The organism is Pseudomonas sp. N-1-13, from assembly GCF_057787095.1.
Genome location: NZ_JBYNRI010000001.1, coordinates 3,361,928 through 3,388,152 on the forward strand (window position 1 = coordinate 3,361,928; position 26,225 = coordinate 3,388,152).

24 protein-coding genes are annotated in these 26,225 nt (G+C 59.6%); 3 read left to right on the forward strand and 21 right to left on the reverse strand.

Features of this window, described 5'->3' with window-relative positions; genetic code table 11:
• Window positions 1–65: 65 nt before the first annotated feature.
• The 6 genes from AC3I65_RS15160 to AC3I65_RS15185 form a co-directional block, all read right to left on the reverse strand.
• A complete protein-coding gene (locus AC3I65_RS15160; protein WP_274090181.1) occupies window positions 66–968 on the reverse strand; it encodes a universal stress protein in 903 nt (300 codons plus the stop codon).
• Window positions 969–1,066: 98 nt separating this feature from the next.
• Complete coding sequence (locus AC3I65_RS15165; protein WP_047225554.1) at window positions 1,067–1,525, reverse strand: hypothetical protein; 459 nt, start codon at window positions 1,523–1,525, stop codon at window positions 1,067–1,069.
• A gap of 232 nt (window positions 1,526–1,757) precedes the next feature.
• A complete protein-coding gene (locus tag AC3I65_RS15170) occupies window positions 1,758–3,011 on the reverse strand; it encodes an OprD family porin (protein WP_173406851.1) in 1,254 nt (417 codons plus the stop codon).
• Window positions 3,012–3,099: 88 nt separating this feature from the next.
• Window positions 3,100–4,404: a CitMHS family transporter gene (locus AC3I65_RS15175; RefSeq protein ID WP_047225552.1), complete on the reverse strand. Its 1,305-nt coding sequence runs from the start codon at window positions 4,402–4,404 to the stop codon at window positions 3,100–3,102.
• Window positions 4,405–4,544: 140 nt separating this feature from the next.
• Window positions 4,545–5,870: a dicarboxylate/amino acid:cation symporter gene (locus AC3I65_RS15180; protein WP_047225551.1), complete on the reverse strand. Its 1,326-nt coding sequence runs from the start codon at window positions 5,868–5,870 to the stop codon at window positions 4,545–4,547.
• A 41-nt stretch (window positions 5,871–5,911) separates the two neighbouring features.
• On the reverse strand, window positions 5,912–6,994 hold the full coding sequence (locus AC3I65_RS15185; protein ID WP_173406850.1) for a 4-oxalomesaconate tautomerase: 1,083 nt from the start codon (window positions 6,992–6,994) through the stop codon (window positions 5,912–5,914).
• 168 nt (window positions 6,995–7,162) lie between these two features.
• Between AC3I65_RS15185 and AC3I65_RS15190 the strand changes: the two genes are divergently transcribed.
• The gene (locus AC3I65_RS15190) at window positions 7,163–8,053 is read left to right on the forward strand and encodes a LysR family transcriptional regulator (RefSeq protein WP_047225549.1); all 891 of its coding nucleotides are present in this window, start codon (window positions 7,163–7,165) and stop codon (window positions 8,051–8,053) included.
• 45 nt (window positions 8,054–8,098) lie between these two features.
• Here the strand turns inward: AC3I65_RS15190 and AC3I65_RS15195 are convergent, their stop codons facing one another.
• Complete coding sequence (locus AC3I65_RS15195) at window positions 8,099–8,926, reverse strand: SDR family oxidoreductase (protein ID WP_488523952.1); 828 nt, start codon at window positions 8,924–8,926, stop codon at window positions 8,099–8,101.
• A 111-nt stretch (window positions 8,927–9,037) separates the two neighbouring features.
• Here AC3I65_RS15195 and AC3I65_RS15200 point away from each other — a divergent pair, with 111 nt between their 5' ends.
• A complete protein-coding gene (locus AC3I65_RS15200) occupies window positions 9,038–9,934 on the forward strand; it encodes a LysR family transcriptional regulator (protein WP_160892086.1) in 897 nt (298 codons plus the stop codon).
• A gap of 110 nt (window positions 9,935–10,044) precedes the next feature.
• On the opposite strand, the gene AC3I65_RS15205 is transcribed toward AC3I65_RS15200, so the two are convergent.
• Window positions 10,045–10,737 carry a type 1 glutamine amidotransferase domain-containing protein gene (locus AC3I65_RS15205; protein ID WP_047225546.1) on the reverse strand — a complete coding sequence of 231 codons (693 nt, stop codon included), beginning with the start codon at window positions 10,735–10,737 and terminating at the stop codon, window positions 10,045–10,047.
• 303 nt (window positions 10,738–11,040) lie between these two features.
• Between AC3I65_RS15205 and AC3I65_RS15210 the strand changes: the two genes are divergently transcribed.
• Window positions 11,041–11,667 (forward strand): LysE family translocator, encoded by a 627-nt coding sequence (locus AC3I65_RS15210; protein WP_305466106.1) that lies wholly within the window; start codon window positions 11,041–11,043, stop codon window positions 11,665–11,667.
• Window positions 11,668–11,684: 17 nt separating this feature from the next.
• Here AC3I65_RS15210 and AC3I65_RS15215 read toward each other — a convergent pair whose 3' ends face one another.
• The 13 genes from AC3I65_RS15215 to AC3I65_RS15275 all read right to left on the reverse strand — a co-directional run bounded on the left by AC3I65_RS15215 (window position 11,685) and on the right by AC3I65_RS15275 (window position 26,216).
• Window positions 11,685–14,579 (reverse strand): sensor domain-containing phosphodiesterase, encoded by a 2,895-nt coding sequence (locus tag AC3I65_RS15215; protein WP_281460098.1) that lies wholly within the window; start codon window positions 14,577–14,579, stop codon window positions 11,685–11,687.
• Between the two features lie 239 nt (window positions 14,580–14,818).
• Window positions 14,819–16,429, reverse strand: coding sequence for a gamma-glutamyltransferase family protein (locus AC3I65_RS15220; protein ID WP_139049816.1), 1,611 nt, complete (start codon window positions 16,427–16,429; stop codon window positions 14,819–14,821).
• 53 nt (window positions 16,430–16,482) lie between these two features.
• Window positions 16,483–17,262: an amino acid ABC transporter ATP-binding protein gene (locus AC3I65_RS15225; RefSeq protein ID WP_107322847.1), complete on the reverse strand. Its 780-nt coding sequence runs from the start codon at window positions 17,260–17,262 to the stop codon at window positions 16,483–16,485.
• A gap of 2 nt (window positions 17,263–17,264) precedes the next feature.
• Window positions 17,265–18,041, reverse strand: a complete 777-nt coding sequence (locus AC3I65_RS15230; protein WP_047225541.1) for an amino acid ABC transporter permease — start codon at window positions 18,039–18,041, stop codon at window positions 17,265–17,267.
• 11 nt (window positions 18,042–18,052) lie between these two features.
• Window positions 18,053–18,859 (reverse strand): ABC transporter substrate-binding protein, encoded by an 807-nt coding sequence (locus AC3I65_RS15235; protein WP_488523953.1) that lies wholly within the window; start codon window positions 18,857–18,859, stop codon window positions 18,053–18,055.
• Window positions 18,860–18,935: 76 nt separating this feature from the next.
• Window positions 18,936–19,604: a GntR family transcriptional regulator gene (locus AC3I65_RS15240; protein WP_047225539.1), complete on the reverse strand. Its 669-nt coding sequence runs from the start codon at window positions 19,602–19,604 to the stop codon at window positions 18,936–18,938.
• 213 nt (window positions 19,605–19,817) lie between these two features.
• Window positions 19,818–20,756, reverse strand: a complete 939-nt coding sequence (locus tag AC3I65_RS15245; RefSeq protein WP_139049810.1) for a helix-turn-helix domain-containing protein — start codon at window positions 20,754–20,756, stop codon at window positions 19,818–19,820.
• 79 nt (window positions 20,757–20,835) lie between these two features.
• The gene (locus AC3I65_RS15250) at window positions 20,836–21,600 is read right to left on the reverse strand and encodes a 2-keto-4-pentenoate hydratase (RefSeq protein WP_488523954.1); all 765 of its coding nucleotides are present in this window, start codon (window positions 21,598–21,600) and stop codon (window positions 20,836–20,838) included.
• A complete protein-coding gene (locus AC3I65_RS15255) occupies window positions 21,597–23,204 on the reverse strand; it encodes a bifunctional 3-(3-hydroxy-phenyl)propionate/3-hydroxycinnamic acid hydroxylase (RefSeq protein WP_160892074.1) in 1,608 nt (535 codons plus the stop codon). The genes AC3I65_RS15250 and AC3I65_RS15255 overlap by 4 nt, the downstream gene beginning before the upstream one ends.
• Window positions 23,205–23,206: 2 nt before the next feature.
• On the reverse strand, window positions 23,207–24,070 hold the full coding sequence (locus AC3I65_RS15260; protein ID WP_139049807.1) for an alpha/beta fold hydrolase: 864 nt from the start codon (window positions 24,068–24,070) through the stop codon (window positions 23,207–23,209).
• A gap of 27 nt (window positions 24,071–24,097) precedes the next feature.
• Window positions 24,098–24,700 carry an amino acid synthesis family protein gene (locus tag AC3I65_RS15265; protein WP_139049806.1) on the reverse strand — a complete coding sequence of 201 codons (603 nt, stop codon included), beginning with the start codon at window positions 24,698–24,700 and terminating at the stop codon, window positions 24,098–24,100.
• A gap of 14 nt (window positions 24,701–24,714) precedes the next feature.
• Window positions 24,715–25,164, reverse strand: coding sequence for a VOC family protein (locus tag AC3I65_RS15270; protein ID WP_139049805.1), 450 nt, complete (start codon window positions 25,162–25,164; stop codon window positions 24,715–24,717).
• Window positions 25,165–25,175: 11 nt separating this feature from the next.
• Window positions 25,176–26,216: a VPS10 domain-containing protein gene (locus AC3I65_RS15275; protein ID WP_305466114.1), complete on the reverse strand. Its 1,041-nt coding sequence runs from the start codon at window positions 26,214–26,216 to the stop codon at window positions 25,176–25,178.
• Window positions 26,217–26,225: the final 9 nt, after the last annotated feature.

The following is a 26,225-nucleotide window of genomic DNA, read 5'->3' on the forward strand; positions in this document are numbered from 1 at the left end:
TCAACCGGAGCAAGGCTGCCGTTCTTCACGCCGCCGGCAGGCCACAGCGGCATAGAGGCAGCGGTCTAACCGTATCGTTTGGCCTGCTGCGGCGCTGCGTCGGCTGGCAACTTGATCATCAGGACGCTGCACATGGGGTCTTCGAGTATCCCTTCAGCGGTCAAGCCGATATCAGAGGCCTGCGTATGATGATCGGCCGCACCGATGACCAACAGGTTGTAAGCACTGCGCTGCAGATAAGCATGAATTGCATTCGCCGGAGCGCCGGGAATGAAGTGCCGATGCTGGCTGGCAATACCATGCTGGCTGGCCAAGGCATCGAACGCCTGTACCTGGGCCTCATAGAGGGACAGGTCACCGTGGCTGGCAGCGGCACAGTCGTAAACGCTGATCACGTGCAATGAGGCACCGCAGGCGTTTGCCAGGTGCCTGGCCGCCTCGATGAGCGAATGATTGTCGCGGTTTCCTTTCGCCTGTGACTCCATGTCAACCGCTACCAGAAACTTGCTGGGTGTCTGAATCGGGCCCGGCAACACATAAAGCACGGCAATCGGGCTGACGCTCAAGAGTTCCCAGTCCAGTGCTGACAAACCGCGCTGCGCCAGGCCTGGGCGTTCCTGGATGTCCTTGATGATCAAGTCCGCTTCAACACGCTGCGCATAGGCAACGCATTCGACTGCCGAGGAACTGGCGCATACCAGCTCTGGATGGACATCCACGCCTTTTTCCTGCAGGTGCGCACTTTCACTTTCCAGCCATTTGCGACGCGACGACATTAAGTTATCGCGCACGATGTCGGGCCTCTCGGTGACTGCATGGCCGGGCGGCTCTACACCGTGGGGCTCAGTGAACATCGCCACGTGCAGTGGCACGCCCAGGGCGCGTGCCAGATCGCCGGCATACTCCAATCCGGGAGAGTGAGCTGCCTGAGGGGGGGCAAGAAACAGTAAACGCAATGGATGAGTCATTTCACACCTCGGCATCCGATGATAAAAATGGCGTCCCTGCGCATTCCTGCTTGGGTGGACAGGTGCCGCATAGAGCGGCTCTTTAGTCCTGATGAACTTCATTCATGGGGTAAGCCCGTGGCCAGTTCGACATTCGGCACCCACAGGGCATCAATGCAGGCCGAAGCGTCCTTCTGCGTCACAGGTTCAAGGGCCAGCGGTTCAAGCAGGCCCCTGTCGACCAATGCCAGACGCATGATTCCGTTTTTGTCGAGAAGCGAACTTGCCAGACATTCACACAAGGAGCGCGGCAGCGCCTCTGGCAGCGGGCCTATATCGGCATTCTCCAGCTCAAGCTCATAACGCTCGGTACAGGTGTCTGCCAGATCCTGCATCGCATGGGTGGCGAAGTACGACACCGTGAAATATCCCGAGGTCAGCACCGCCAGAATCGACAGCAAAATGGCTGCCTGACGTTTTCTCGAGCGTGTGCCCCGAAGATGCAAAAACCCGGGCAATGCGGATTTGCTCCGGTCCTGAACCACCTGCGCCCCGCTGATGGGTCTGTTGTTTGTCATGACCGTATCTCTGCCCCATGCTTATCAAAAGAATGGCGCCGATCAACGAATGCCGTTTGATCTGGATCAACCTCGTGCTGCTGTTTGCCATTTTTCTGGCTACAGCAACACGCGGTGGGCGTTCAGGAGTAGACCGTTGCAGGCTTGGTGGCCCTTGCTGGGCCACCCTGCCCGGCCCTGGAAAATCGACGATGACCGCCCACCCCTCCGCCATCAGGCGGGCGACGAACGATCACCAAAGGGCGATATCGTAGGTAAGGTAGATCCGGTTACTGTCCCGTCCCCTCGAGAATTCAGAGCGGTAGACGTAATTGCGCAGCTTCACGCCCAACCCTTTGAAGGAACCTTGCTGCACCACATAAGCCAGTTCAGCATCGCGCTCCCACTCTTTGATGGTGGTGTTGGACTCTCCATCGTCGCCGCTAAGGTAACGCGTGGAGAACGTCAGGCCGGGGACGCCCAGGGCCGCGAAGTTGTAGCCGTAGTTGAGCATCCATGTCTTCTCGTCTTCCTCTACGAACTTGCCTATGCCGGCGTTGCTGAAAGAATAAACGGACGCGCCGCTGATGTAGGGCAGCCCGGCGTCGCCCTTCAGTGTTTGATAGCCGCCGCCTACGGTATGGCCTGCGACAGCGTAAGTCAGCTGGCCGCTGAGCATATGGTTGTCGATTTTACCGCCATAGGCAGAACCGCTATCAACGCTGCGGAAGTAGCGCAGATCACTGGTCAGCACGCCTGGGCCGAGCGGCAGATCATGTTGGACACCCGCAAAGTTCTGCCGATAGAAGTTCTCCAGTTCGCCATGAAAGTAGCTGAGGCGAATCGTCTTGCCCAACTTGTAATCGGCACCGAGGTAACTGAAGTCCCCTGACTTATCGCCACTGTAGCCGTCTGGCACGATGGGCATACTGTCGCTCGAATCTCGCAACTTGAAACGATCAAGATAGCCGCCCGTCAGGCTAAGGTTATCAATGTCGGTGCTAGTGAACTGGCCGCCCTGGTAGGTCTGAGGCAGCAGTCGGGCATCGTTGTAAATGAGCACCGGCGTTTTAGGGAGCAACGTACCGTACTTGACGGTGGTCTTGGCAAATCGAGCCTTGGCGGTCATCCCGAAGCTCGCAAATTCATCGGCGGCACGACCGTCATCATGCACAGGCAGCAGGCCGGTGCCGCTACGACCGCGGCCGGAGTCGAGCTTGACCCCCAGCAGGCCCAAAGCATCAATACCCAAACCGAGGCTGCCGGTCGTGAATCCCGACTGATAATCAAGCAAAAAGCCTTGGCCCCATTCGGTGCGCTCGCTCTTGGCGGTATTTGCCGCTCGCGCACTCATCCCATGTTCATCGCGGAAATTTTCATTGATGTAAACATTGCGCAATTGCAGCTTGAGTTTGCTGTCGTCGATAAAGCCTTGCGCATTGGCATTGGCCAGCGGCAACAAAGCCAGGAGAGTCAATAAAGCTCCACGGTTATAAACAGAGGTCATATCAAACTACTCATTGTTGTTATTTGGAATGCAGCTGACCGTCCGCCCCACTGGCATGGGGCGTCAGGTGTCAAAGAGGTTTGGAGGATCAGGAGAACAGACTGATTGCCCCAGTCAGCAAGGCCAACGCAGTCACGACCAGAGAAGTGAGCACCGCCCATTTGACGGTGGCTTTCTGGAAGTCGCCCAGATCACGGTCGACCATGCCGACCAGCAGCAGCGTCGAGGCCACCAGCGGACTCATCAGGTGTACCGGTTGGCCGAGAATGGAGGCCCGTGCAATCTCGACCGGATCAATGCCATAGGCCGCTGCGGCGTTGGCCAGGATCGGCACGACACCGAAGTAGTAGGCATCGTTGGACAGCACGAAGGTCAGCGGCATGCTGGTAATGGCAACCACCAGCGGGAACAAATGGCCCCAGGATGGCGGGATCCAGTCGACCAGGGTTTGCGCCAGCGCATCGACCATTTTCGTCCCAGAGAAGATCCCGGCGAAGATACCCGCGGCAAACACCAGCAGAACCACGGTCATGGCGTTGCCCGAATGAGCGAGAATTCGTTCTTTCTGAATATCCAGTTGCGGATAGTTGATCATCAACGCCAGGACAAAACCGATCAGGAACAGGATCGCCGAGTGCATGAGGCCCATGACCAGCGCAACCATCACCGCCGTCACCAGCAGCAGGTTGACGTAGGCCAGTTTCGGGCGCTTGTGCGGCGTGTCTTCAATAATCGCCTTGATGTAGCAATTACCCCCACCGCTTTGCAGATGGGTGTTGCCGATGCGCTTGCGTTCGGCACGCCCCAGCAGAAACGCCGTGAACACCACCCACATCGCACCTCCGATCATGGTCGGCAGCAAGGGTACGAAATACTCGCCGGCATCCAGGCCCAGCGCTGCGATCGCACGGGTCGCCGGGCCGCCCCAGGGCGTCATGCCGCTCATGATGCTCAACGAGAGCATGGAAATGGTCGCCAGGATCATCGGGTTCATGCCGATGCGCTTGTACAGCGGCAACATCGCTGCACAGGTGATCATGTACGTGGTCGTGCCGTCACCGTCCAGCGCCACCAACAGCGACAGCAGCGCCGTGCCCACGGCGATTTTCATCGGATCACCGTTAACTCGCTTGAGGATCTTGCGGATCAGCGGGTCGAACAGACCGGCATCGATCATCAGGCCGAAAAACAGAATTGCGAACAACAGCAGCGCCGCCGACGGCGCGACCATCTTCAAGCCGTCCAGCATCATCTTGCCGGTGGTACCGCCAAACCCGCCGATCACGGCGAAGACTATTGGCACCACCGTCAGGGCGACGATCGGTGACAAACGTTTGGTCATTATCAGGAAGGTGAAGACCACCACCATGGCCAAGCCAAGTAAAGCGAGCATAAGTCAGATCTCTTGTTGTTATGAGTAGCTTGGCCGACATTCAGGCGCACGCCATCCCACTCGCCAGGCGACACTCGAATGATTGCCTGGCGCAGGTGTTCAGGAAGATAACGCGGTGATGTCGGGTCAGCCGTGACCGGTTAGATGTGATTCGCGACCTTTGTGTCGTCCCAGGCGTGCTCCGTTGCCTGGATGTGCCTCGGGGAGGGTTTGCCATCCAGGGTCTGCAACAGCACATCGCGGTCGCAGGCATTCTCCGAGATGGAGATCACCACGGTCGCCACTGCGTTGCTCGCCAGGCTGGTCAGCGCCCGCGCCTCGGACATGAACCGGTCGATCCCGATCAACAGGGCCAAACCGGCCAGAGGAATATCGTGGATGACGGTCAGGGTCGAGGCCAACGCGACAAAGCCGCTGCCGGTAACACCTGCGGCGCCCTTGGAAGACAGCAACATGATCGCCAGCATGGTGATGACCTGGGTCAGCGTCAGGTCGATGTTGCAGGCCTGTGCAATGAAAATGGCCGCCAGCGACAGGTAGATCGCCGTGCCATCGAGGTTGAACGAGTAACCGGTTGGCAGCACCAGCCCCACGACTCCCTTCTTGCAACCCAGGGCCTGGAGCTTTTCCAGCATCCGCGGCATCACCGGTTCAGTCGAAGAAGTGCCCAGCACCACCAGGAATTCCTCGCGCAGATAACGCAACAGCTTCCACAAACTGAAGCCGTGTGCACGGCAAATGCTGCCCAACACAACGAAGACGAAGAAGGCGCAAGCGACGTACAGGGTCATGATCAGCTTGGCCAGCGAGCCCAGCGACGTGATGCCGTACTGCCCGACAGTGAAGGCCAAGGCTCCGAAAGCGCCGATCGGAGCAAAACGCATCAGGTAGGAGAATATCTTGAACACCATGTGCGAAGCTGATTCCAGCACATCCAGCACCGGCTTGCCGCGCTCGCCCAAGGACGACAGGGCAAAGCCGCAGAGCACTGCGATAAACAGCACCGGCAGCACCTCGCCTTTATTGAAAGCGCCAATAAAGGTGTCGGGAATGATGTGCATGAAGAAGTCCACCACACTCAGCTTCGCAGCGGAGTCGGTGTATTGCGACAGGCCCTGGGTGCTCAACTGGGTCGGGTCTATGTTCATGCCTGCACCGGGCTTGAACAGGTAGACCGACACAAGGCCAATGATCAGGCTGATCACCGTCAGCGCCAGGAACAGCAGCATGGTCTTGCTCAACAAGCGCCCCAGCGAGCGCTTGTCACTCATGCCGGCGATGCCGGTGACAATCGTGCAGAACACCACCGGTGCGATCATCATCTTGATCAACTTGATGAAAGCATCACCCAGCGGCTTCAAGGCAATCGCCTGTTGCGACCAGAAGTGCCCGACCAGCACGCCCAGCAGCACGGCGCAGATGATCTGGAAGTAGAGCGATTTAACAACTTTCATGGCATCACCCATTTTTAGAATTGTTCTGATGCAAACGACAATGACTGCCTGGACTATCCGGCCAGCCGGTGTGAAGCGGTGGCGTAGACGAAACCTGAGAAAAGCCGGCGGGCGGTACGCACCACCGAGGCACGAATGGTCTCACCCTTTTCGCCGGTGTAGGACAGTACGACGTCGATACCACCGCTTGGGTGCTCAATACGAACCTGCTGCAGACGCGGCTCGCTGATGCCGCCGAGCAACTGCGCCACTACGCTGCCTTGCGTCACGCAAGCGGTGGCCAGACCGATGGAGCCAGTGATGGCCAGGGCACGGTGACAGTTGTGCGGCATGAAATAGCGCACCTGGACCGTCCCGCCCGACTTGGCAGGAGACACCAGCACCGGCTTGGGGATGACCTTGTCACTGACATCACCCAGGCCCATGGCCAGGCCGGCTTTGAGTCGCAGGGACTCCAGGCGTTGCAGGAACGCCTTATCGGCGTCCAGTTCAGCGGGGCTTTCATCGCCGCGCTTGCCAAGCTGACTGGCCTCGACGATCAGCATCGGCATCGCCATGTCGATACAGGTCACCGGGATACCATCGATCAGGTCCAGCGATTGCCCCGTCGGGAAGAGCTTGCCGGTCTTGCTGCCAGCCGCATCCAGAAAGGTCAGTTGCACCGGAGCCGCCGTGCCAGGCACGCCGTCGATGGCGGTGTCCCCTTCATAGCTGACCTTGCCCTCAGGGGTTTGCACCTCTGAATTTACGAAGGTCCCGGTATTGAGGTTGCGGATCCGCACGCGGGTCAGATCGCCGGAAGGCTTGACCAGCCCCTGCTCGATGGCGAACGGGCCGACGGCGCACAGCATATTGCCGCAGTTGGGCGCGGTATCGACCCGGCGCTGGGAAACCATGACCTGGACGAACAGATAGTCGACATCCGCGTCCGGGTGCAACGATGGGCTGACGATTGCCACTTTGCTGGTTTGCGGGCTGCCGCCACCGATGCCGTCGATTTCCAGCTCATGGCCGGACCCCATCAGGTTGAGCAGCAGCTCATCACGTTCGGCGATGGCACTGGGCAGGTCCCAGGCAAGAAATACGGGCCCTTTGGAAGTACCACCGCGCATCAGCACACAAGGAATTCGCTGCATGAACACTAACTCTTATTGATCAATCTGGATAATTGATGTTCTGGACACAAGAGTGGCAGGGTTCTAAAAGTGTTTCCAATGCAAAGATCAGAGCAATTATTGCGTTTCACGAATGAATTAATTTACGATGATTTCCCAGCGCATCGCTCTTGCCCGGTGAGAAAGAACATGGAATACGAGCTTCAGGACATACGATCTTTCGTGAAAATCGCTGAACTAGGCAGTTTTCATGAAGCCGCCGATGCGTTGCATCTCTCTCAACCGGCCCTGAGCCGGCGCATGAAAAAACTCGAGGAAGGCCTGGGGACCGCCTTGCTGGATCGCACCACCCGCAAGGTCAGCCTGACGAGCGTCGGGCGCGATTTCCTGCCCAAGGCGCGGCGCTTGCTGGATGATTTCGACGACTCGATTCTCAATATTCGCGAACTGGCGGAGCGCCAGATCGGTCGGGTGACCTTGGCCTGCATCCCCACCGCGGCCTTCTATTTCCTGCCTTCGGTGATCCGCCTCTATAACGAGCGCTACCCCAAAATCCGCATCCGCCTGCTCGACCTCAGCGCAAACGAAGGGCTCGAGGCGGTACTGCGTGGCGAAGCCGATTTCGGTATCAATATGATGAGTGGCCAGCACCCGGATATCGAGTTCGTGCCATTGGTCAACGAACCTTTCGTTTTAGCTTGTCGACGCGACCATGAACTGGCCAGACGCAGCTCGGTAAGCTGGTCTGAGCTCAGCGATTACCGACTGATCGGTGTCGGTCGTCTCAGCGGCAACCGAATGCTGCTTGACCATGCTTTATCGGGTTTGAGCTGGCGTCCGCAGTGGTTCTACGAAGTGCAGCACTTGTCTACATCGTTGGGGTTGGTCGAGGCAGGCCTTGGGGTGTCGGCCATGCCCAGCCTGGCAATGCCGGCCGAGGATCACCCGACATTGGTCAGCGTGCCGTTGATTGATCCGGTGGTAAACCGATCGCTGGGCCTGGTCTATCGAAGGGGCGCATCGCTCTCCCCGGCCGCGGAAAAATTTGTCTCGATATTGCTTGAACAATGGGAACACTGATTTTTCGGGGTCCATGATCAGGACTGGATGAGAAACGGGCCGATCTCAGTCAACCTCCGTGCTCATTGCAAGCGCTTGATATTGCTCCAGCTCAGCCAGCCGTTGGACCAGGGCATTGCGAACACGCTCGTAAGCCCCGCAGCCTAGCAGTAGACGCCTGGGTGCGGGATCGACGTCGACAATCTCGAGCATGATCCTGGCCATTTTCTGCGGGTCTCCGGTAAGCGGGAAAGTACCCTCGGCGATTGCTTTACGCACTTCACCGGCAGGCGTTTGCTCGTACTCAGCCATCGCGGGCGGACGAACCAGCGCGGCGCCGAAATTAGTTCGTGTCGGGCCCGGCTCTACCAGGGTGAACTCGATCCCAAAAGGCGCAACCTCCAGAGCGACCGACTCAACGAATCCCTCAATGGCCCATTTGCTTGCGTGGTAAAGGCTGAAGTTCGGGTAAGCGAGCTGCCCGCCCTCCGAGGACACTTGAAGAATTCGACCGCCCCCCTGTTTGCGCAGAAACGGTAGGCAGGCACGGATGAGTTGAATAGAACCGAGCAGATTCGTTTGCAACTGCTGGTCGATCTGTTCATCGCTGGCTTCCTCCGCCGCACCAAACAACGCGTAGCCCGCACTGCTCACCACAACATCAATACGTCCTAGCTCGGTGAACGCCTGATGAACCACAGCGCGGATGGCCAATGCGTCGTTTACATCGAGCAACGCTGTCCACAGTTGCTCGCCGTAGCGTGTCTTCAAGTGACTCAAGGCCTGAGGCTTACGCAAAGTAGCCGCCACACGGTCCCCCCGTTCCAGCAATTGTTCGACCACCGCCAGACCAATGCCGGACGAACTTCCAGTCACTAACCAAGTTTTGCTCATGTGCTTGATCTCCGAATGAAGGGTGAGTTGCCATCGATGTGAGACCAAACTACGTCAGCCGGACTGCTGCTACTATGGGGCATAATTCGGATGAGCTAATGAAATATAGCCATGAATCAATTGCCCCTTTCGCTTGCCGATTTACGCGCGCTGACCCGCATCGTTGCTCATCGCAGCTTTCGTAAAGCGGCCGATGAGTTGGGCCTGTCAGCCTCTACCCTGAGTCATATGATGAAAACGCTGGAGGCCGGTCTTGGGGTGCGTTTGCTGCACCGCACCACGCGCAGCGTTTCACCGACGGCAGCGGGAGAGCGTCTGCTAAGACGACTGGCGCCTGTGTTGCGCGAATTCGAGCTGGCGATTGAGGAAGTCAATGAATACCGGGATCTTCCCAGCGGCACTTTACGGATCAATGCCAGCGAACAGGCCGCGCGCGTTTTGATGAAAGCTGCCCTTCCGATATTCCTGGAACGCTTCCCCCAGATGTCGGTTGACCTCGTGACCGAGGGCCGTCTGATCGATATCGTGGCCGAGGGCTTCGACGCCGGTATCCGTTTAGGTGAAGCGATCCCCCAAGACATGATCGCCGTGCCGATAGGAACGGATACGCGATTTATTACCGTGGCGTCCCCCCAATACCTGAAGACTCATCCTGTCCCCCTTACGCCGGATGATCTGCCAGGACATCAATGCATCTGCATCCGGATGCCCAGTGGTAAACCTTATAGATGGGAATTCTCCAGGAACGGACAATCCATGGTCATCGAGCCCAAAGGACAGCTAACCCTCGATAATGCCGAAATCATGGTCGATGCAGCCATATCCGGGCTCGGCATCGCTTACGTGCCAGAGCAGACGGTATCGCAACTTTTGGCAGACGCTCGTCTGGTCGAGGTCCTCGCGGATTGGTGCCCCAGGATTCCTGGGCTGTTTCTGTATTATCCGGGGCACCGCTATATCCCGTCAGGCTTGCAGGCCTTCATCGAGGTCTTGCGCGAGTCTCATTGATTGTCCGCGACTGTGCATTCGAACATAACGGCATGCGCCCTTGCGAGGTGAACGCGCGACGGCCTCAAGGCCGACGCGTCGGTTGCGATCCGGCCCTTGTTTGAGCTGACTCAAGCCTTCTGCTCTTGCTGCAAGCGCTTGAGCAGCGCGTTGGCGGCGGCTTCGGAAGAAGCCGGGTTCTGGCCGGTGATCAGATGGCCATCCTCGACCACGTAACTCGCCCAGTCTGCCGCCTTTGAATACTCGCCACCTCTGGCTTTGAGCATGTCCTCCACCAGAAATGGCACCACCTGGGTCAATCCCACGGCCTCTTCTTCAGAGTTGGTGAACCCGGTCACTTTCTTGCCCTTGACCACTGGATGGCCATCCGGCGCGTTGACGTTCTTGAGCACCCCAGGCGCGTGACAGACGGCCGCGATGGGTTTATTCGCGGCGTAAAAGGCTTCGAGGAGGGTCTTGGAATCAGTGTCCTCGGCCAGATCCCACAGCGGCCCATGACCTCCGGGATAGAACACGGCATCGAAGTCGTAGGGATCAATTTCGCCCAGCGGCACCGTGTCGGCCAACGCTGCCTGGGCCCGGGTATCGGCGCTGAAGCGGCGAGTGGCGTCCGTCTGGGCCTGTTCCTCGTCGCTCTTGGGGTCCAGCGGCGGTTGCCCTCCCTTTGGTGAGGCGAGCGTAACCGTCACTTTGGCGTCGACAAACACGTAATAGGGCGCGGCGAATTCTTCCAGCCAAAACCCCGTTTTCTTGCCGGTGTCACCCAACTGATCGTGGGATGTCAGGACCATTAGAATGTTCATGTAAACCTATCCTCCAAGTCGGAATGAGCGGCGTATGTTCGCCCTGCATTACGTCAGAGGCCGCGTGGTAGTAGACGTTCAAGTGGGTGAAGCGAATCCTCATGAAACGGTCGTTGATCCCAGCGTTACTCCCCCCATCAGCCCCGCTGCCGAGGAGTTCGGGGCCCGTTATTGAGTTGCCGAACCGGTTCACCGCTGCTAGAAATGAAGGACCTTGGCCTTGTCTCTGCCAGCGCCACAATCCAGGACAGCCTCGCGGGCATCATCCGTTGACCCCATTCATACCTCACAGGGAGCTTCACCGTGTTTCCGATGGATATCTGGTTCACCTACACCGCAGCCTGCGTGCTGCTGGTCTTGTCACCCGGTCCTGACAATCTGCTGGCCATAGGACGGGGGCTGAGCCAGGGTCGCCTGGCCGCCATCGTGTCCGGCCTGTCGTCTGGGCTGGGCATTTTGTTTCACGTCACCACCGCCTCGTTGGGGCTGACGCTGTTGATCCAGACCTCGACGGTTGCCTTCTGGGTCGTCAAATTGGTAGGGGCGGCCTATCTGGTCTGGCTCGGGATCAAGGTGCTGCGCTCCAGAAGCCTGATAACCTTCGCGCCCGCCGCACGACAGCCACTGCGAAGCATTTTGCTTGCAGGCTTTCTTTCGGCGGCGCTAAACCCCAAACCCGGGTTGTTCGTCCTGGCGTTCATCCCTCAATTCATCAACCCCGCGCTCGGCTCGGTCACCGTACAGATGCTGGTCTACGGGTTCTGGTTCGCCCTGCTGACGGCCGTGGGGTTCTCGTTGATGGGGGTCTTCGCCACGCGCCTGTCGCAATACATCTGTCAACGCCCTCGCCTTGCCAACGGACTGAACCTGGGCGCGGGATTGACCTTCATCGTCTCAGGCCTGTCCATCGCCGCCCTCAGGCAGAAATAACCGCCCGTTCCACGCACCTAGCCACCAACCAGCGAAGTCGCCAGCAATGCCTGCAGCCCCATCGGCTTGGCGAAATAATAACCTTGGGCCTGCCCTGCCCCCATCTCCCGCAGCAAGAGCAACGTCGCTTCATCTTCGACACCTTCGGCCACCACGCTAAGGTCCAGTGATTCGGCCATACGCACGATCGCCCGGACGATCGCCCGGCTGCGGGGGCTGGTGGTCAGTTCGAAAATGAACGACTTGTCGATCTTCAAACCGCTGAAACGGTATTGATGCACATAGCTCAGGGATGAAAATCCTGCGCCAAAGTCATCGAGCACCACCGACATGCCGTTGTCGGCCAATTGCTGCATGGTCAATCGGGCAATGGCGGGCTCGGCCACCAGCGCACCTTCGGTCAACTCCAGGCAGATCCGCGACGGCGCGACGTTGTAACGGGCCAACAGTGCCAGCACATCATCGGCAAAATCCGGGCGCGTCATGCTGTAGCTGGAGCAATTGACATGCACCGGTGGCCAATTGGCGTGTTGCGGTAGTGCGAGGATCGCCACGATGCTGGTGAGCATGTACAGATCCAGTCGACCGATCAGACGCAACCCCTCGACATCGGGCAGAAACTCGCCCGGCGCGATGATCCGGCCACCCGGTTGATGCCAGCGGATCAGCGCTTCAAGGGCCACCAGCTCGCCGCTTTCGACGCTGACAATCGGCTGGAAATACGGCAGCAGTTCGTCGGTACGCTTGAGCGCATTGCGCAGGTGCCCTTCACGCTCAACCTGGTCCGAGACTTCACGACGCACTTCCTGGTTGAACACCGCGTAACTGTCGCGCCCGGCATTCTTGACCCGGTACATCGCCGCATCGGCATCGCGCAGCAAGTCCGCGGGTTCGTGGTGAAACTGACTGTCGGCGCTGACAATACCGATACTGCACGACGAAAACACTTCGTGGCCATTGATGAAAAACGGCAGGTCGAACACCGACAGAATCCGCTCGGCGATTTCGATCACCACCTCCAGTGTCGCCTCGGGCGCCAGCACTGAAAACTCATCGCCCCCCAGGCGGGCCAGCATGTCGGTGTCACGCAGGCAACTGCGCAAGCGGTGGGCGGCCTGCATCAACAGCAAATCGCCAAAATGGTGGCCGAAGCTGTCGTTGACCATCTTGAAACGGTCGAGGTCGATGAACATCACCGACAGTTGCCCGCCTTCGCTCTCGAACCGCGCCCAGGCCACATTGAGGCGCTGCTGCAGGTAGGAGCGATTCGGCAGCCCGGTCAGCGCATCATGGGCGTTTTCGTGTTGCAGCTTGGCGTTGGCGTGATCCAGTTCGCGGGTGCGGTCCTGCACCCTGGCTTCGAGCTTGAGGTTGGCGGCATGGATCGCTTCTGCGGCCGTGCGGCGCGACAATGCCGTATCAATGTGCCGTGACACGAACGTCAGCAGTTCCTGGTCGCGCAAGGTGTAGCGCACCTGGGAGGTATAGCTTTGCACCGCCAGCACACCCCGTACCACATCGCCATCGAACAACGGAATGCCCAGCCAGGAATGGAAGCGGACCGACTCGTAGGCCACTTCGAGTTCACCCTGTGCAGACAACCGATCCGCGTCGAAAGGATCAATCAGGCAAGGACGACGCTGGCGGATAACGTACTCAGTCAGGCCCCGGCACCCACGGCGTGCCTCAGGCAGGGTGGTTTTGCGCTCATCGACATAATACGGAAAGGTCACTTCACCGATCGCGTCGTCGAACAGCGCGATGTAGAAGTTCTCCGCGAACAGCAGATCCCCGACAATGCCATGCAAGGTTTGGAACAGCTCCGCCATGTCGCCAGGCTGGCTCGACAGTTCTGCAATCTGAAATAGCGCACTCTGCAGGTGTTCGGCGCGCTCTCGATCTGCCACTTCCTGCCTCAGCGCGTCATTGACTGCCGACAGTTCCAGCGTGCGACGCATCACCGTCTCTTCCATGCCCTCACGGTGCAGAATCCGGTCCAGCGCCATGGCCACGTGCCGGGCCACCACCAGAAACAGCGCGCGGTCTTCGGCGCTGTAGGTGCGTGCAACGTCGTAGACCTGCATGGCAAGCATGCCAAACACTTCATCGGCGGCATTTTTCAGCGGAGCGCCCATCCAGAATTCGGGACGATCACCCACGCAATAGAAACGACCCTCGGCCTGAGCGGCGCAAATGCCCGCGGCATCGATCAGCAACGGCTGGCCCGAGGTCAGCACCTGGCCGGTCAACGACAGACGTGAAGGGTCAAGGTATTCGTAGTGTTGGGACTCCACGGCATCGACGTCGATGATGTCGACGTAGTACGGGTAGTCGATTTTTCCGCTGTGGGGGTCATACAGCGCGAGATAAAAGTTCTCGGCATCGATCAGGCTGGCGAGCAGCCGGTGAACCCCCACCAGGAACACGGAGCGGTCGCGGGTGGAGCTGGCCAGGTAGGTAATTTCATACAGCACACGCTGAGTAATCTGGGCCCGGGCCAGGGTGTTGGTCTGTACCTGGATGCCCAGGCATCGGGCAAACTCGGCGAGGGCCGGCTCCTCGGTATCGGTGACTGGCGCCAGTAGCCAACCCAGCACACTTTCGCCCCGACCGGTCGGCCAGCGGCACAACCGTCTGGTCCGGCAGAAGGTCTCGAACTCTGCGTTCGCAACGCTGGCCGGCCACTGTTGCCCTGGGTCGCCCTGCCCCAGCAGATGCAGTTGTTCACCGGCGCGATAAACCACCCACTGGGTGGTGTGGGTCCAGGTGCGCGCTGATTCCAGCAATTGTTCGATCGCGTCTTCGTTGCCAACGTATGCCATGCCGGCCGCATCCGGGTTTTCTTGCAGGTGAATTGCCACACCGTAATGGTTCGATGGCTGCGGGGGATCGCTCAATGGGCGAAAACTCATCAGCGCTCCCTGCGCCACAGTGGCGAGATTGAATGACTGATTGCCGGGCAATATGCCAGTGAGCCTTCGGTGTATAGCGTCCAGAGGGTTTTTTCAATCGTTTTTATTCACTTGAGTGCTATCACGACGCAATGAGTGTTTCATCGGTCATGGAGTGTTGCCTGCGGCGGCGCTCGTCCTCCCGGGTTCTCAACCATACGCCCCCGGGAGTCCCTGCAAGCACGGCCGGTTCATCGTGCCTACCACACAGCAATATGAGAATCCGCCCTGGGCTCGGTGCCGCCGCACAGGACACCGCTGACCGGGTCGCGGAGAATGATCTGGCCTCGTCCGTAATCAGTCCGGTCACTGGCGATCTGCACTTCATGACCGCGCCGCGCCAAGGCATTGGCCAAGTCGCCGGAGGCACCCTGCTCGATGCCAACTTTCATCTCACCAAGCCACTGCCAGCGCGGAGCGTCCAGCGCCGCTTGCGGGTTCAGGCCGAAGTCCACCAGGTTCATCACCATCTGCACATGGCCTTGGGGCTGCATGTAACCGCCCATCACGCCGAAAGGGCCAAGGGCCTGGCCATTCTGGGTGAGGAAACCAGGGATGATGGTGTGAAAAGTCTTCTTGCCCGGGACCAGGCAATTGGCGTGGCTCGGATCCAGGCTGAATTCCTGTCCGCGATTCTGCAAGGCAATCCCGCTGTCGGGCAGCACCACGCCGGAGCCGAATCCGTGATAGTTGCTCTGGATGAACGAGACCATGTTGCCTTCCCCGTCAGCAGTCGCCAGGTACACCGTGCCACTGGCGTGGGGATCGCCGGGTTTGGGTGCCTGGGCCTGTTCGCTGATCTGGGCGCGACGGCAGGCGCTGTACTCCTCGCTCAACAGGTCAGTCACCGCCACACGCATGTGCAGAGGGTCGGTGATGTAGTGCAGGCCGTCGCTGTAGGCCAACTTCATGGCCTCCAGTTGGCGATGCCAGGTCTGCTGGCTGTCGCGGTGATCGAAGCTGAAGCCCTCCAGTATTTTCAGCGCCATCAAGGCCACCAGCCCCTGTCCGCTCGGCGGGATTTCCCAGACATCGACGCCTCGATAGTTGACGTGGATCGGTGCCACCCATTGGGCGCGATAATCCTGCAGGTCCGTGGCGCGAAGGTAGCCGCCGCTGGCCCGGGAGTGGGCATCCAGGCGTTCGGCCAAGGCGCCGCGATACAGGCTCTCGCAGCGGGTGGCAGCCAATTCTTCAAGGGTTCGGGCCTGGGCCGGGTTGCGGAAAATCTCCCCGGCCCGTGGCGCGCGACCGTCAATCAGAAAAGTCTGGAACCAGGCATCCAGGACCTGATCACGATGAGGCGTGAATTCGTTCAAAGCGATCTGCCATTGATGGGCAACCACCGGCGACAGCGCAAAACCGTCCCGCGCCAGGCTGATCGCCGGCTGCAGCAACACGGCAAAGGGCAGCTTGCCAAAGCGTTGCGACAACTCGGCCCAGGCCGATGGGCAACCCGGGACGGTTACCGGCGTCCAGCCATAGAGCGGCATCCGTTCATGGCCGGCCGCCTTGACCGCCTCGATACTCAGGGCCGCCGGTGCATGGCCGTTGCCGTTGAGGCCATGTAACTGGCCCTTGCACCAGACCAAGGCAAAAGCATCGCCACCGATGCCACAACCCGTGGGCTCGACCACCGTCAGCGCCGCCGCCGTGGCGATGGCCGCATCAATGGCGTTGCCGCCCTTTTGCATGATCTCGATGCCCGCTTGGGCAGCCAGAGGCTGGGACGCGGCGACCATGCCCCGGCGGGCAAAAACGCTCTGGCGTTGCGACGGATAAGGGTACTCGTGAGCAGAAAATTTCAGCATGGCAAAGACTCTTCAATTCATTGGCGGGACTCAGGGCGAACACCCCGGAACGGTCATAACACGCGACTGAGGAAAGCCCGGGTTCGCGGGTGCGTGGGATGGCTGAAGATCTGCTCCGGCGGGCCTTGCTCGATGAGTTCACCTTGGTCCAGCACCACCACACGGTCTGCCACTTCGCGGGCAAAGCCCATTTCATGGGTGACCACGACCATGGTCATGCCCTCCTCTGCCAGCGCTTTCATGACTTGCAGCACCTCGCCAACGGTTTCCGGGTCGAGGGCGCTGGTGGGTTCATCGAACAGCATGGCCTGGGGTTTCATCGCCAGGGCCCGGGCAATCGCCACCCGTTGCTGCTGGCCGCCGGAGAGCATCGACGGGTAGTGGTTGGCCTTGTCCGCCAGACCGACCCGCTCCAGCAGGTTGCGCGCCTCTTCCAGCGCTGCGGTGCGCGGTATCCCGAGCACCTGGATCGGCGCCTCGATGATGTTCTCTAGGGCCGTCATGTGGGGGAACAGGTTGAAGCGCTGAAACACCATGCCGATGTCCCGGCGCTGGCGGGCGATGTTGCGCTCCGACTCACGCACCAGGCTGCCGTCAGCCCGCTCGCGATAGCCCATGGCCCGGCCATTGACGCGGATGCGCCCACCCTGGATGTCTTCCAGCAGATTGATGCAGCGGATAAAGGTGGTCTTGCCCGAGCCGGAGGCACCGATCAGCACCACCACTTCGCCGCGCCGTACTTGCAGGGATATGCCCTTGAGGATCTGCAGCTCGCCAAAGGACTTGTGCACATCCAGCGCCTCGATGATCAGCTCTTCACTTTTGTGCGCCATGGCTAACGTGCCCTCAACAGGTTCAGGGTGCTGCGACCGAACATCCGCGTCGACGCCGGCGGTGGTGACGAGGGTCGGTCCGATTGGCCGAAACGGGCTTCCAGCCAGCGCTGGAAAAAGCCCCAGAGAGTGGTCAACAAGAGGAAATAGATCGCCACCACCAGGTACAACTCGAACACCCGGAACGTCGCCGACGTGACCATCTGGGTACTGAGCAACAGCTCCTGTACGCCGATCACACTGACCAACGTGGTGTTCTTGAGCATCACGTTGAACTCGTTGCCCAGTGGCGGGACGATGACCCGGAACGCCTGGGGCAAGACAATGCGGCGCATCAGCTTGGCGAACGTCATGCCCAGGGAACGCCCGGCTTCGTACTGGCCCTTGTCCACCGCGCCGATGCCGGCCCGGATGATCTCGGCCATATAGGCACCTTCGTTGAGCCCCAGGGCAATGATCGCCGCCTGGATATTGCCGGGAATCACCAGGCCGAACAGATCGATGTCTTCGAAGCGGAAAATCCCCCCTGCCGCCAGTGCTGTATAGAGAAAGACAATCTGCACCAGCAACGGCGTGCCGCGCATCAGCCACACATAAAAACGCACCGGTAAATGCAGCAACGGATTGCTCGACAACCGTAGCAACGCCGCGGCCAGTCCCAGGAAGCAGCCCAGCAGCATCGCCAAAACACTGATCACGCAGGTCAGCCAGAGCCCGGTGAGGTAAACATCACTGGGCTGCAACAGGTACTGCCAAAACACATCCCAATTGAAGTTCATCAACGCTCACCTCAATCAAGAGTGTCACTGGCGACATGCCATTTGCTGAGCAGTTGGCTGTAGCTGCCATCACTGCGCATGTCGTTGATCACCTGCTGCACTGCGGCGCTCAGTTGCGTGTCGTCCTTGCGAATACCCAGTCCGGTAAGAATCCGGCTGAAGGCGGGCACCCCTTCCTCAAACAAATCGGGGGCCATGGTGGCGTAATAACCGGCGGTTTCCACCGTGGTGCCGTAAGCATCGACCTGGCCGATGCGCAAGGCCTGGAATGCATCGGTGTCGGTGTTGTAGACCACCAGTTTCATTCCAGGCTTGCCAGCCTTGGTCAGCGCTTCATTCTCGGCGTCGAGCAGCGTCTTGATGGTGGAGCCATTGAGCACCGCAACTTTATGCCCGGACAGGTCCGACAGCGTCTTGATTGCCTTCGGATTACCCTTGGGCACGACCACCGCCTGGCTGGAGTACATGTAGTTGACGATATCGATCACCTCACGGCGCTCGGGCTTGTCAAACAACTGGTCGACGATCATGTCGCACTGCTTGGCGAGCAAAGCCGGGAGCAGCCCGGAAAAGGGAATCACCCGCCACTCGACTTTCTTGTCGCCCAGGCGTTTGGCGATTTCCAGGCCCAGGTCAACGGTCAAGCCCCTGGGTTTCTGCGCTTCATCGAAGGACACCAGGGGCGGCGAATCCATGCCTGAGCAATAGACGAGTTTTTCGACCTTGAGCAAGCGCTCCGGAACAACGGGCGCGGCAACCGCCCACTGCGCACAGAATCCCAAGGATAGGGCGGCAACCAACAGGCGAGGCTTATGCATGACCAGACACTCCAGTTCAGTTAGTAACGGGCAGTACTCAAAGTCAAAACAACGGCAGGCGCGGGGCCCGCTCTGGTTATTTTTTCGATTGCAGAAATTGGATCAACTCAGGAACGGTGCCTTCGATGTGCGCGCGCACCACTGCCTCGGCCTTATCGGCGTCGCCAGTACGAATCGCCTCAAGAATCACCGCGTGTTCCTGGCGCGCACTCAGCGGTTTTTCCACGTGCTCAAGCCATAGGCGCATGGGCGCCTCGATCAAGGAATAGAGGGCACTGATCTGCTTCAGCAACCGGGGACGACCGCTGAGGCTGCACAGGTATTCATGAAAGGCGCGATGCCGGCTGACCCACTCGGCGCTTTCCTCGCGGTAATCGTCCATCTCGTCCAGCAGACGCTCCAAGGCTGCCAATTGGCGCTCGCCTATCCTGGCTACCGCGACACGGATCGCCAGGCCTTCGAGGACGCTGCGCATCTCGAAGACTTCGTGCAGCTCATCGATATCCAGGCCACTGACAACGGCCCCGCGATTGGGTCTAAGGGTCACCAGGCCCTGGGCGTCCAATCGACGGAACGCCTCGCGCACCGGCATCCGGCTCATACCGATCTCGCTGGCGATGTCTTCAGCGATCAGCCGGTCACCCTTGCGCAATCGTCCCCCGCAAATGGCGTCCAGCAGGAAGTTGTAAGCCTCCTCCTCGGCCGTCATCGACGGGCGCCCAACGTAACTCGGAGCGAATTGCATGGCAGCACCTTTTGAATTTTTGTATCCAATTATCCATAAATTCAAAAAGCAGAATGCGTGCCAACTGAATGGATCGATGTGCAAGTGATTGATTTGAAGGAAAGGGTCTTGCTATGGGGCGTGCATGGGCCCGGCGTCAATTGGGTAGACGTGCTACCAAATGGCTCAAGCGACGCCCATTAGTGTGCACAGTGGTAGCCAGGTAACACTCAATCAGCCAGCCCTGGGAGTGTCCGAAGGTGACTCACCAAACAGCGCTCGGTAATGAGCGGCGAAGTGGCTCAGATGGAAGAAGCCCATGGCAACGGCGATCTCACCGACATTCAGCGTGGTCGCACGGGTCGTGATCAAGCGCCGCCGTACGGCATTGAGCCTCAAGTTACGCAGGTACTCGACCGGACGCATTCCGGTTACCGCCTGGAAACTGTTCTGCAGGGTCCGGCGACTCACCCGTAATTGCTCGCACAGATCAAGAATGCTCAGCGATGTGTCACCACTGTCTACGACCAGTTCCTGGCAACGTTTGACCAGGTAGGCACTGACAGCGACGTTGCCGCGACGGCCACGAACCTCGTCAGAGGCATGACTGAACAGATCAAGGAATGCGTTAAGCAGGACCTCCTCCAACATTTTTTCCGAGGCTGGAGTGATGGCGTCCGCTTGTTCCAGAAGGTGACGGAACAACGGATGGATCCTTTGCTGCACGCTCAGCAACACCGCCTCATCCACGCTGATCTGCGATTCGCTTTTCAAACGCTTGAGCTGTTCGCCCGACAATTCGTAAGCCGCCAGTTTGGCGAAACGAACAGTGTCGACGTTGACCGCAAAGAAGTGCGTACCTTCCGGGGCATGCAAGACAAAGTCCTCTCCATCTCGCAGCAGCACCACACTGTGGGCGCCCACCTGATGCCCTTGGACCACCGGCGCGCTGCCCAGCGACATGGCAATGCACAATCGCCCTTTTGGTGCGCAACCTCGCTGCACCACACGTTTATCCAACACTTCCTGGAAAATCTGAAAACGGTCGGCGCAAATCTGTCGCAGCTCACTGGAAAGACATCCACGACCAAGCTGGTCATAGACCTGTTGCCAGCCCAGGATGGAACCGGCGTGTTGCTGGGGATCATTGAAGGTACGGACTTCGGCGAGCATGGTCATCGTTCCTCAGAGGCGCTGTTCTTATTGTCGGCCTGTCTTAAGTGGCTCGATCCTCCCTGACGATGGCTGGGGTTTATGCCTGGAAAGCCAAAGCCAGTTCCGTGCCAAGCATATGCAACCGGTACTCGCCCGCCTGGATAGCCATGGGTGGCAACAACGCTCCGGACAGCACGACCTGACCCGCTTCAACACATTGCCCGTCGGCCAGCAGGCGCCGGATTAGCCAGCACAGGTTTGTCTGGGGCGTGTCCTCGCGCGCCAGGGCATCGCCTTCGCCGCAGGGCGCCCCGTCGCATTCCAGGCGATAGGTCACGTGGGCCAATAGCTCAGGATGAAACCTGATCCGCGAGCCAAGGCAATAAAGTCCCGCGGCGGCATTGTCGGCAAGAAACGCCCCGACACCGAAACGCCAGCCCTGCCAGCGACAATCGGCAATCTCGAACGCCGGCGCGACCTCGGACACGGCGGCCAGAATGTCCTCGTCGCTGTAAAAACCTGACTCCAGAGTACGCCCCAGGACAAATGCCAACTCGATTTCCAGCTTGGGCTGGATCAGCCGTGCAAGCGGCACCGTACTGCCGGGCTCCACCACCATGGCATCGGTCAGCCCGCCCAATACCGGTTCATCGATACCGAAACGGTCCTGGGCGGCGCGGCCAGCGAAGGCCACCTTCCATCCGGTCAACTGCTCACCAGCGACCTGGCGTCGGCGCAATGCCTCGCGCTGCAAAGTGTAGCCCGCCGACAGGTCGAAGGCCTGAAGCTCCAACGAAGGCAAGGCGTGTACGGCGTGTGCGGCATCATGAAGCCGGACCAGCAGATCATCTTCGCGCCTCATGAGAGTTGCTCCGCCAGTTTGCGCAACACGCCTTCGAGCCGCTCGGGTGTGGTGATCGCGGCGACAAAACGATCCGGCCGCACTACCACGATGCAGTCACGCACCTTGGCAAACCACTCGCCCAGGCGGTTATCAACGTCCTCGACGCAAAGGGCACCATTGGCAGACAAGGGTTGGTTGCGCCCCACGCCACTGCGCGAACGATTGATCTGGATGAAGCGCGTGTCCCAGCGCGCCCAATAGGCAGCGGTTTGCTCGCTGAGCGGTTCGCTCGGATTGACCCGATACCCCAGCACCGCATAGGAATGCCCCAACACCTCGTCCAGACGCCGGCGCTGGCCCTGGGCATCTTCGATAGAGGGTTGGATGAACAACTGCCCGACCAGATCATCCTCATGCAGCTCGGCGCGCTCGTGATACACCAGGCCTTTGGTGATGGTCGCCTTGGGTTTGAACTTGAACTCCAACAAGTGCGAACGCAGATTGTCGACGCTGTTGACGGCCTGGAACAACCAGTCCCGGACACCGGCCATCAGCGGGTTGGTCAGCCCCAGGACGGCGCCCATGTTGTCGGCCAACGCGATGAGATCGGTCGCATGCCCACGGCGTTCCTGATCGTAACTGGCAAGAATCGCCGGCGACGCTCGCCCTTGGAGAATCGCCGCAAGCTTCCAAGTGACGTTGGCGACATCTCGCAAGCCCGAATTGAGCCCCTGCCCGGCCCATGGCGGGGAAATATGCGCCGCATCCCCCACCAGTGCCACCCGGCCCTGGACAAAGCGCGCCGCGACCCGGGAGTTATGGGTGTAGGCGCGGATCCGGATGATTTCCAGTTGATCGACCGCATCGCCGATATGCCCACGGATCAAGTCCCGGATCGTTGCCTCCTCGCACATCCTGGTCTCGTCTTCGCCCTCCAGGAGCATGAACTCCCAGCGCCGTTGCTGATATGGCAGGTAGATGCAGACAAAGGGCCGCTGAGGGTCGGCATGCAGGGCCGTATAAGGTGCATCCAGGGTGTCGTTGGCCGTGTCGATCACCACCCATTTGCGTGGATGAGTCAGCCCCAGCAATTCGATACCGAGCTTCTTGCGCACGCTGGAACGTCCGCCATCGGCGCCGATCACGTACTGCGCCTGCAATTGATAGAGCTCGCCCCCGGCATCGCGCACCTGCAAGGTCACGCCCTCGGCATCCTGCTCCAGGTCGAGCATTTCATGGCCCTGGCGCAACTCGACACTGGCGTGCTTGCCCAATTGTTCGCGCAACGTCGTTTCAAGCAACTGTTGCATGAAGATATTGCGCATCGGCCAGCCATAGTTTGCCGTGCTCGGCTTGACCTCGGCAAAACAGACGCCTCGCGCATTGTAGTAACGCAAGGGCACGTTGCAGATCATGTCGCGCGCGGCCAACTCGGCGATGCCGATGCCCTGCAACACACGCAGCGCCTCGTCATCCATGCCCACCGCGCGCGGATACGGCAGGACGCCGTCAGCCAATTCAAGGACGACGCAGTCGACTCCGTACAGCCCCATGTAATGGGCAGCCGTGATCCCGTTCGGGCCGCCACCCACGATGACAACCTGGGTTTTCTCCTGCTTCATCGCTATTCACCGCTTTGTTGTTGTGGTTGTAGGCGTTGGTCGTACAAATAATCCATGACGACAAGGTTGAACATTTCGCTCTGGTCATCATGGACGTAATGACTGGCGTCGGCGATTTCCTCTGCCCGCACCCATGGACTGGTCTGTTTGATCGCCTCAAGGGTCGCCAAGGGCAGGAAATCGGAACGCGCACCGCGAATGAACAGCGTCGGGCAATCCAGTGCCCGTACCGCAGGCCAAAGGTCAGTCGGGGCAATACTCAGGCGCGCCTGGGCAATGCCTTGCTGGTCGTGACGCCATTCGATTCCGGCCAGTGTTTCCTTCATGGAGTACATCAGCCTGGAGGCCAGCCCCTCCAGCGACAGGCCAGGTCGAGCCTGGCGCCAGAATTGCGCGGCACTCTCCCAGTCAGCAAACACCAGCGGTGTCTGGCTCATCTCGCGCCGAATGCGCTCGGCACCATCACCACTGACCGACGAGCCCGGACCGATGTCCTCGATCACCAAGGCTTGCAGTCGGCCCGGATTGAGTCGCGCATACTCCAGTGCATTGGTTCCGCCGAGGGAATGCCCTACCAGGACAAAACGCTGCAGTCCCAAGTGCGCCACCAGATCTTCAAGATCACTGACATAAGCTTCGGTTCGGTAACTGGAGGGATCCGCCCAGTCACTGTAACCGCGACCGCGCTGGTCAAGGGCATAGCAACAGTACTGCTCCCCCAGCGCATTAGCCAGGCCATCCCAGGTCTGGGCATAGGAGCGCAGCCCGTGCAACAACACCACCGCGATGCCCGACGGGTTGCCCCACGACAGATAGTGCAGGCGCATCTGCGAGCGATTGGTGAAGAAGTGGCTGTTTGCAGACATTCGTTTGGTCTCCACGGTCAACCCACCTCAATGCAGGCCATCATTGCCCTTGATGTCGGCAGCCTGGAGACCACCCAGGCGCGCATGCAAACGCCCGCGAGTGGCGAAGGCCCAGATGATGATCAACTCGTCCGCCGAGGGGCCATCACCGAACGAAAGCGAAATGCTGTCGTAGTGCGAGCGGACATACAGCGCATCCTTATGGGCCAGCGGGACATCGATGGTCACGCCAGGCCCGCCACGCTTGCCCGTGGAAGGCACCCAGGATTTGCCACCGCCCAATGCCACCCGAATCGGATCCGCTGCTGGATTGGTGAGCAGTGCATTGCCATGTTCGTACTCGCCCTGGCTGCCCACCAGACACGCCTTGCCATAACTGACAATCTCACGCTGGCCAGCCAGTGCCTGGATGCGACGACCAAACTCCTGCCCCAACAAAGGTGATGGCTCGACCAGCTCGGCCAGGCTTTCGCTGTAGCGCCCGGCATAGGGATTGGCGATCACGGCGCCAATGGCGTATTTGAACAACGGTTCACCATCGGCCAACTGGCCACTTTCGTTGGCCAGGGTTTCCTCGACGAAGCTATACCATTTGCGGATGTGGTAACTGGCGAAATTTGCGGTTTTCATCGGACAGGTCTCTTTCAAAGTGGGTCGAGATCAAAATTTCGGCTGGGCGCTCCGGCAGCCTTGAAACGGGCCTTGCCTCGCGCGTCGTCATGTTCGGTCTCGAGAAAAAATTCCATGCGATTGCCATCGGGGTCGTTGAAGTACACGCCGTTACCGATTTCGTGATCGGTGATCTTCACCACCTCAACCCCTTTGGCAAGCAACATGCCGTAGAGCTGGCGCAGGGTGGTCATGTCGCCGGCGATTTCCAGCCCGTAGTGCTGCAAACCCAGGCCGCCCTGATGGGCCCCCGGCTCTGCGCGGATCAAAGCGATATCGTGATGCTTGGCACCAAACGCCATCATGACCCAGCTATCACCCCGGGCGCTTTCGTGCATACCCAGAACATCGGCGTACCAACGTGCCGAGGTTTCAGGGTCGCTGACAAACAGCGACAGGTGAGTTCGAACGACCTCGATTTTCATCGTGCGATACCTCAGTTCTGTTTGACGATGGATTGATGCCCGGACTTGATCTGCGCCACGGCGGGCGTCCAGAGCACATCAGCAATTTCACTGAACTCACGCCACTGCTTCTGCCAGCCGTCCCCACCGTTCTCGGAGGTGAACAGGTGTCCGTATTTGGTCCCGGCAACGATCTGACGAGGGTTGCCAGGGTTGAAGGCAATGGCCCAGACACACGAGTTGGGTTGTTGTGACAGCGGCAGCACCTCCCAGCTGAGGGCCGCATCCCGAGAGATGAGTACCTTGCTGGTCGTGCCAGGCGTACCGTCGGAAATACTCAGGTAGAGGGTGCTTTCACTGCCCAGCGGTGCGTTCATGGCGCGCACGTAGTACAGGCCGAACGTTTCCCGGGCAATGATGCCAGTCCAGGTTTGCCCTTCATCGAGGCTGCGGTAAACGGCGTTGACGCACACCACCACGATGACCTTCTGGCCATGGTTGGGCAGGACCAGGATGTTGTGGACGTCCGAGTTGAAGTCCCACAGCAGCCGATCATCGACACGGGTCCAGGAATCACCGCCATCACGGCTGTGGAACAACCCGCCCTCCTCCAGGCCGAACCAGAGCTGGTCGCGATCAGTCGGGTCATAAGCGAAAGCCAGCAAGCGCGGCCGACTGACACCTTCGCAGAACTCCGGAATATCCACCGGCGCGCGCTCCCAGCTCAGGCCGGCGTCAAGGGTGCGCCACAGCACGGCGCGCGAAGGTGCACCAGTACCGACGAAGATGCGCTGCGCATCCTGTGGATCCACTGCAACCTTCCACACGGTCTGCCCGTTGAATGGCGAATCCACTCGCTGCCAATGGCCTCCGGTGTCATGACTGACACACAGGCCGACGTCGGTCCCGGCATAGATCACTTCAGGCGCATCGGGATGAACGCTCAGGGATCGAGTGATTGCATCAAACTCCAGATCCTGTCCCAGACCCAGGCGATGCCAGGTATGACCATCGTCGGCGCTGCGGATCACCGCTTGTCCCACAGTGGCGACCAAAAGGGTTCCGTTACTCATCACTGTTGC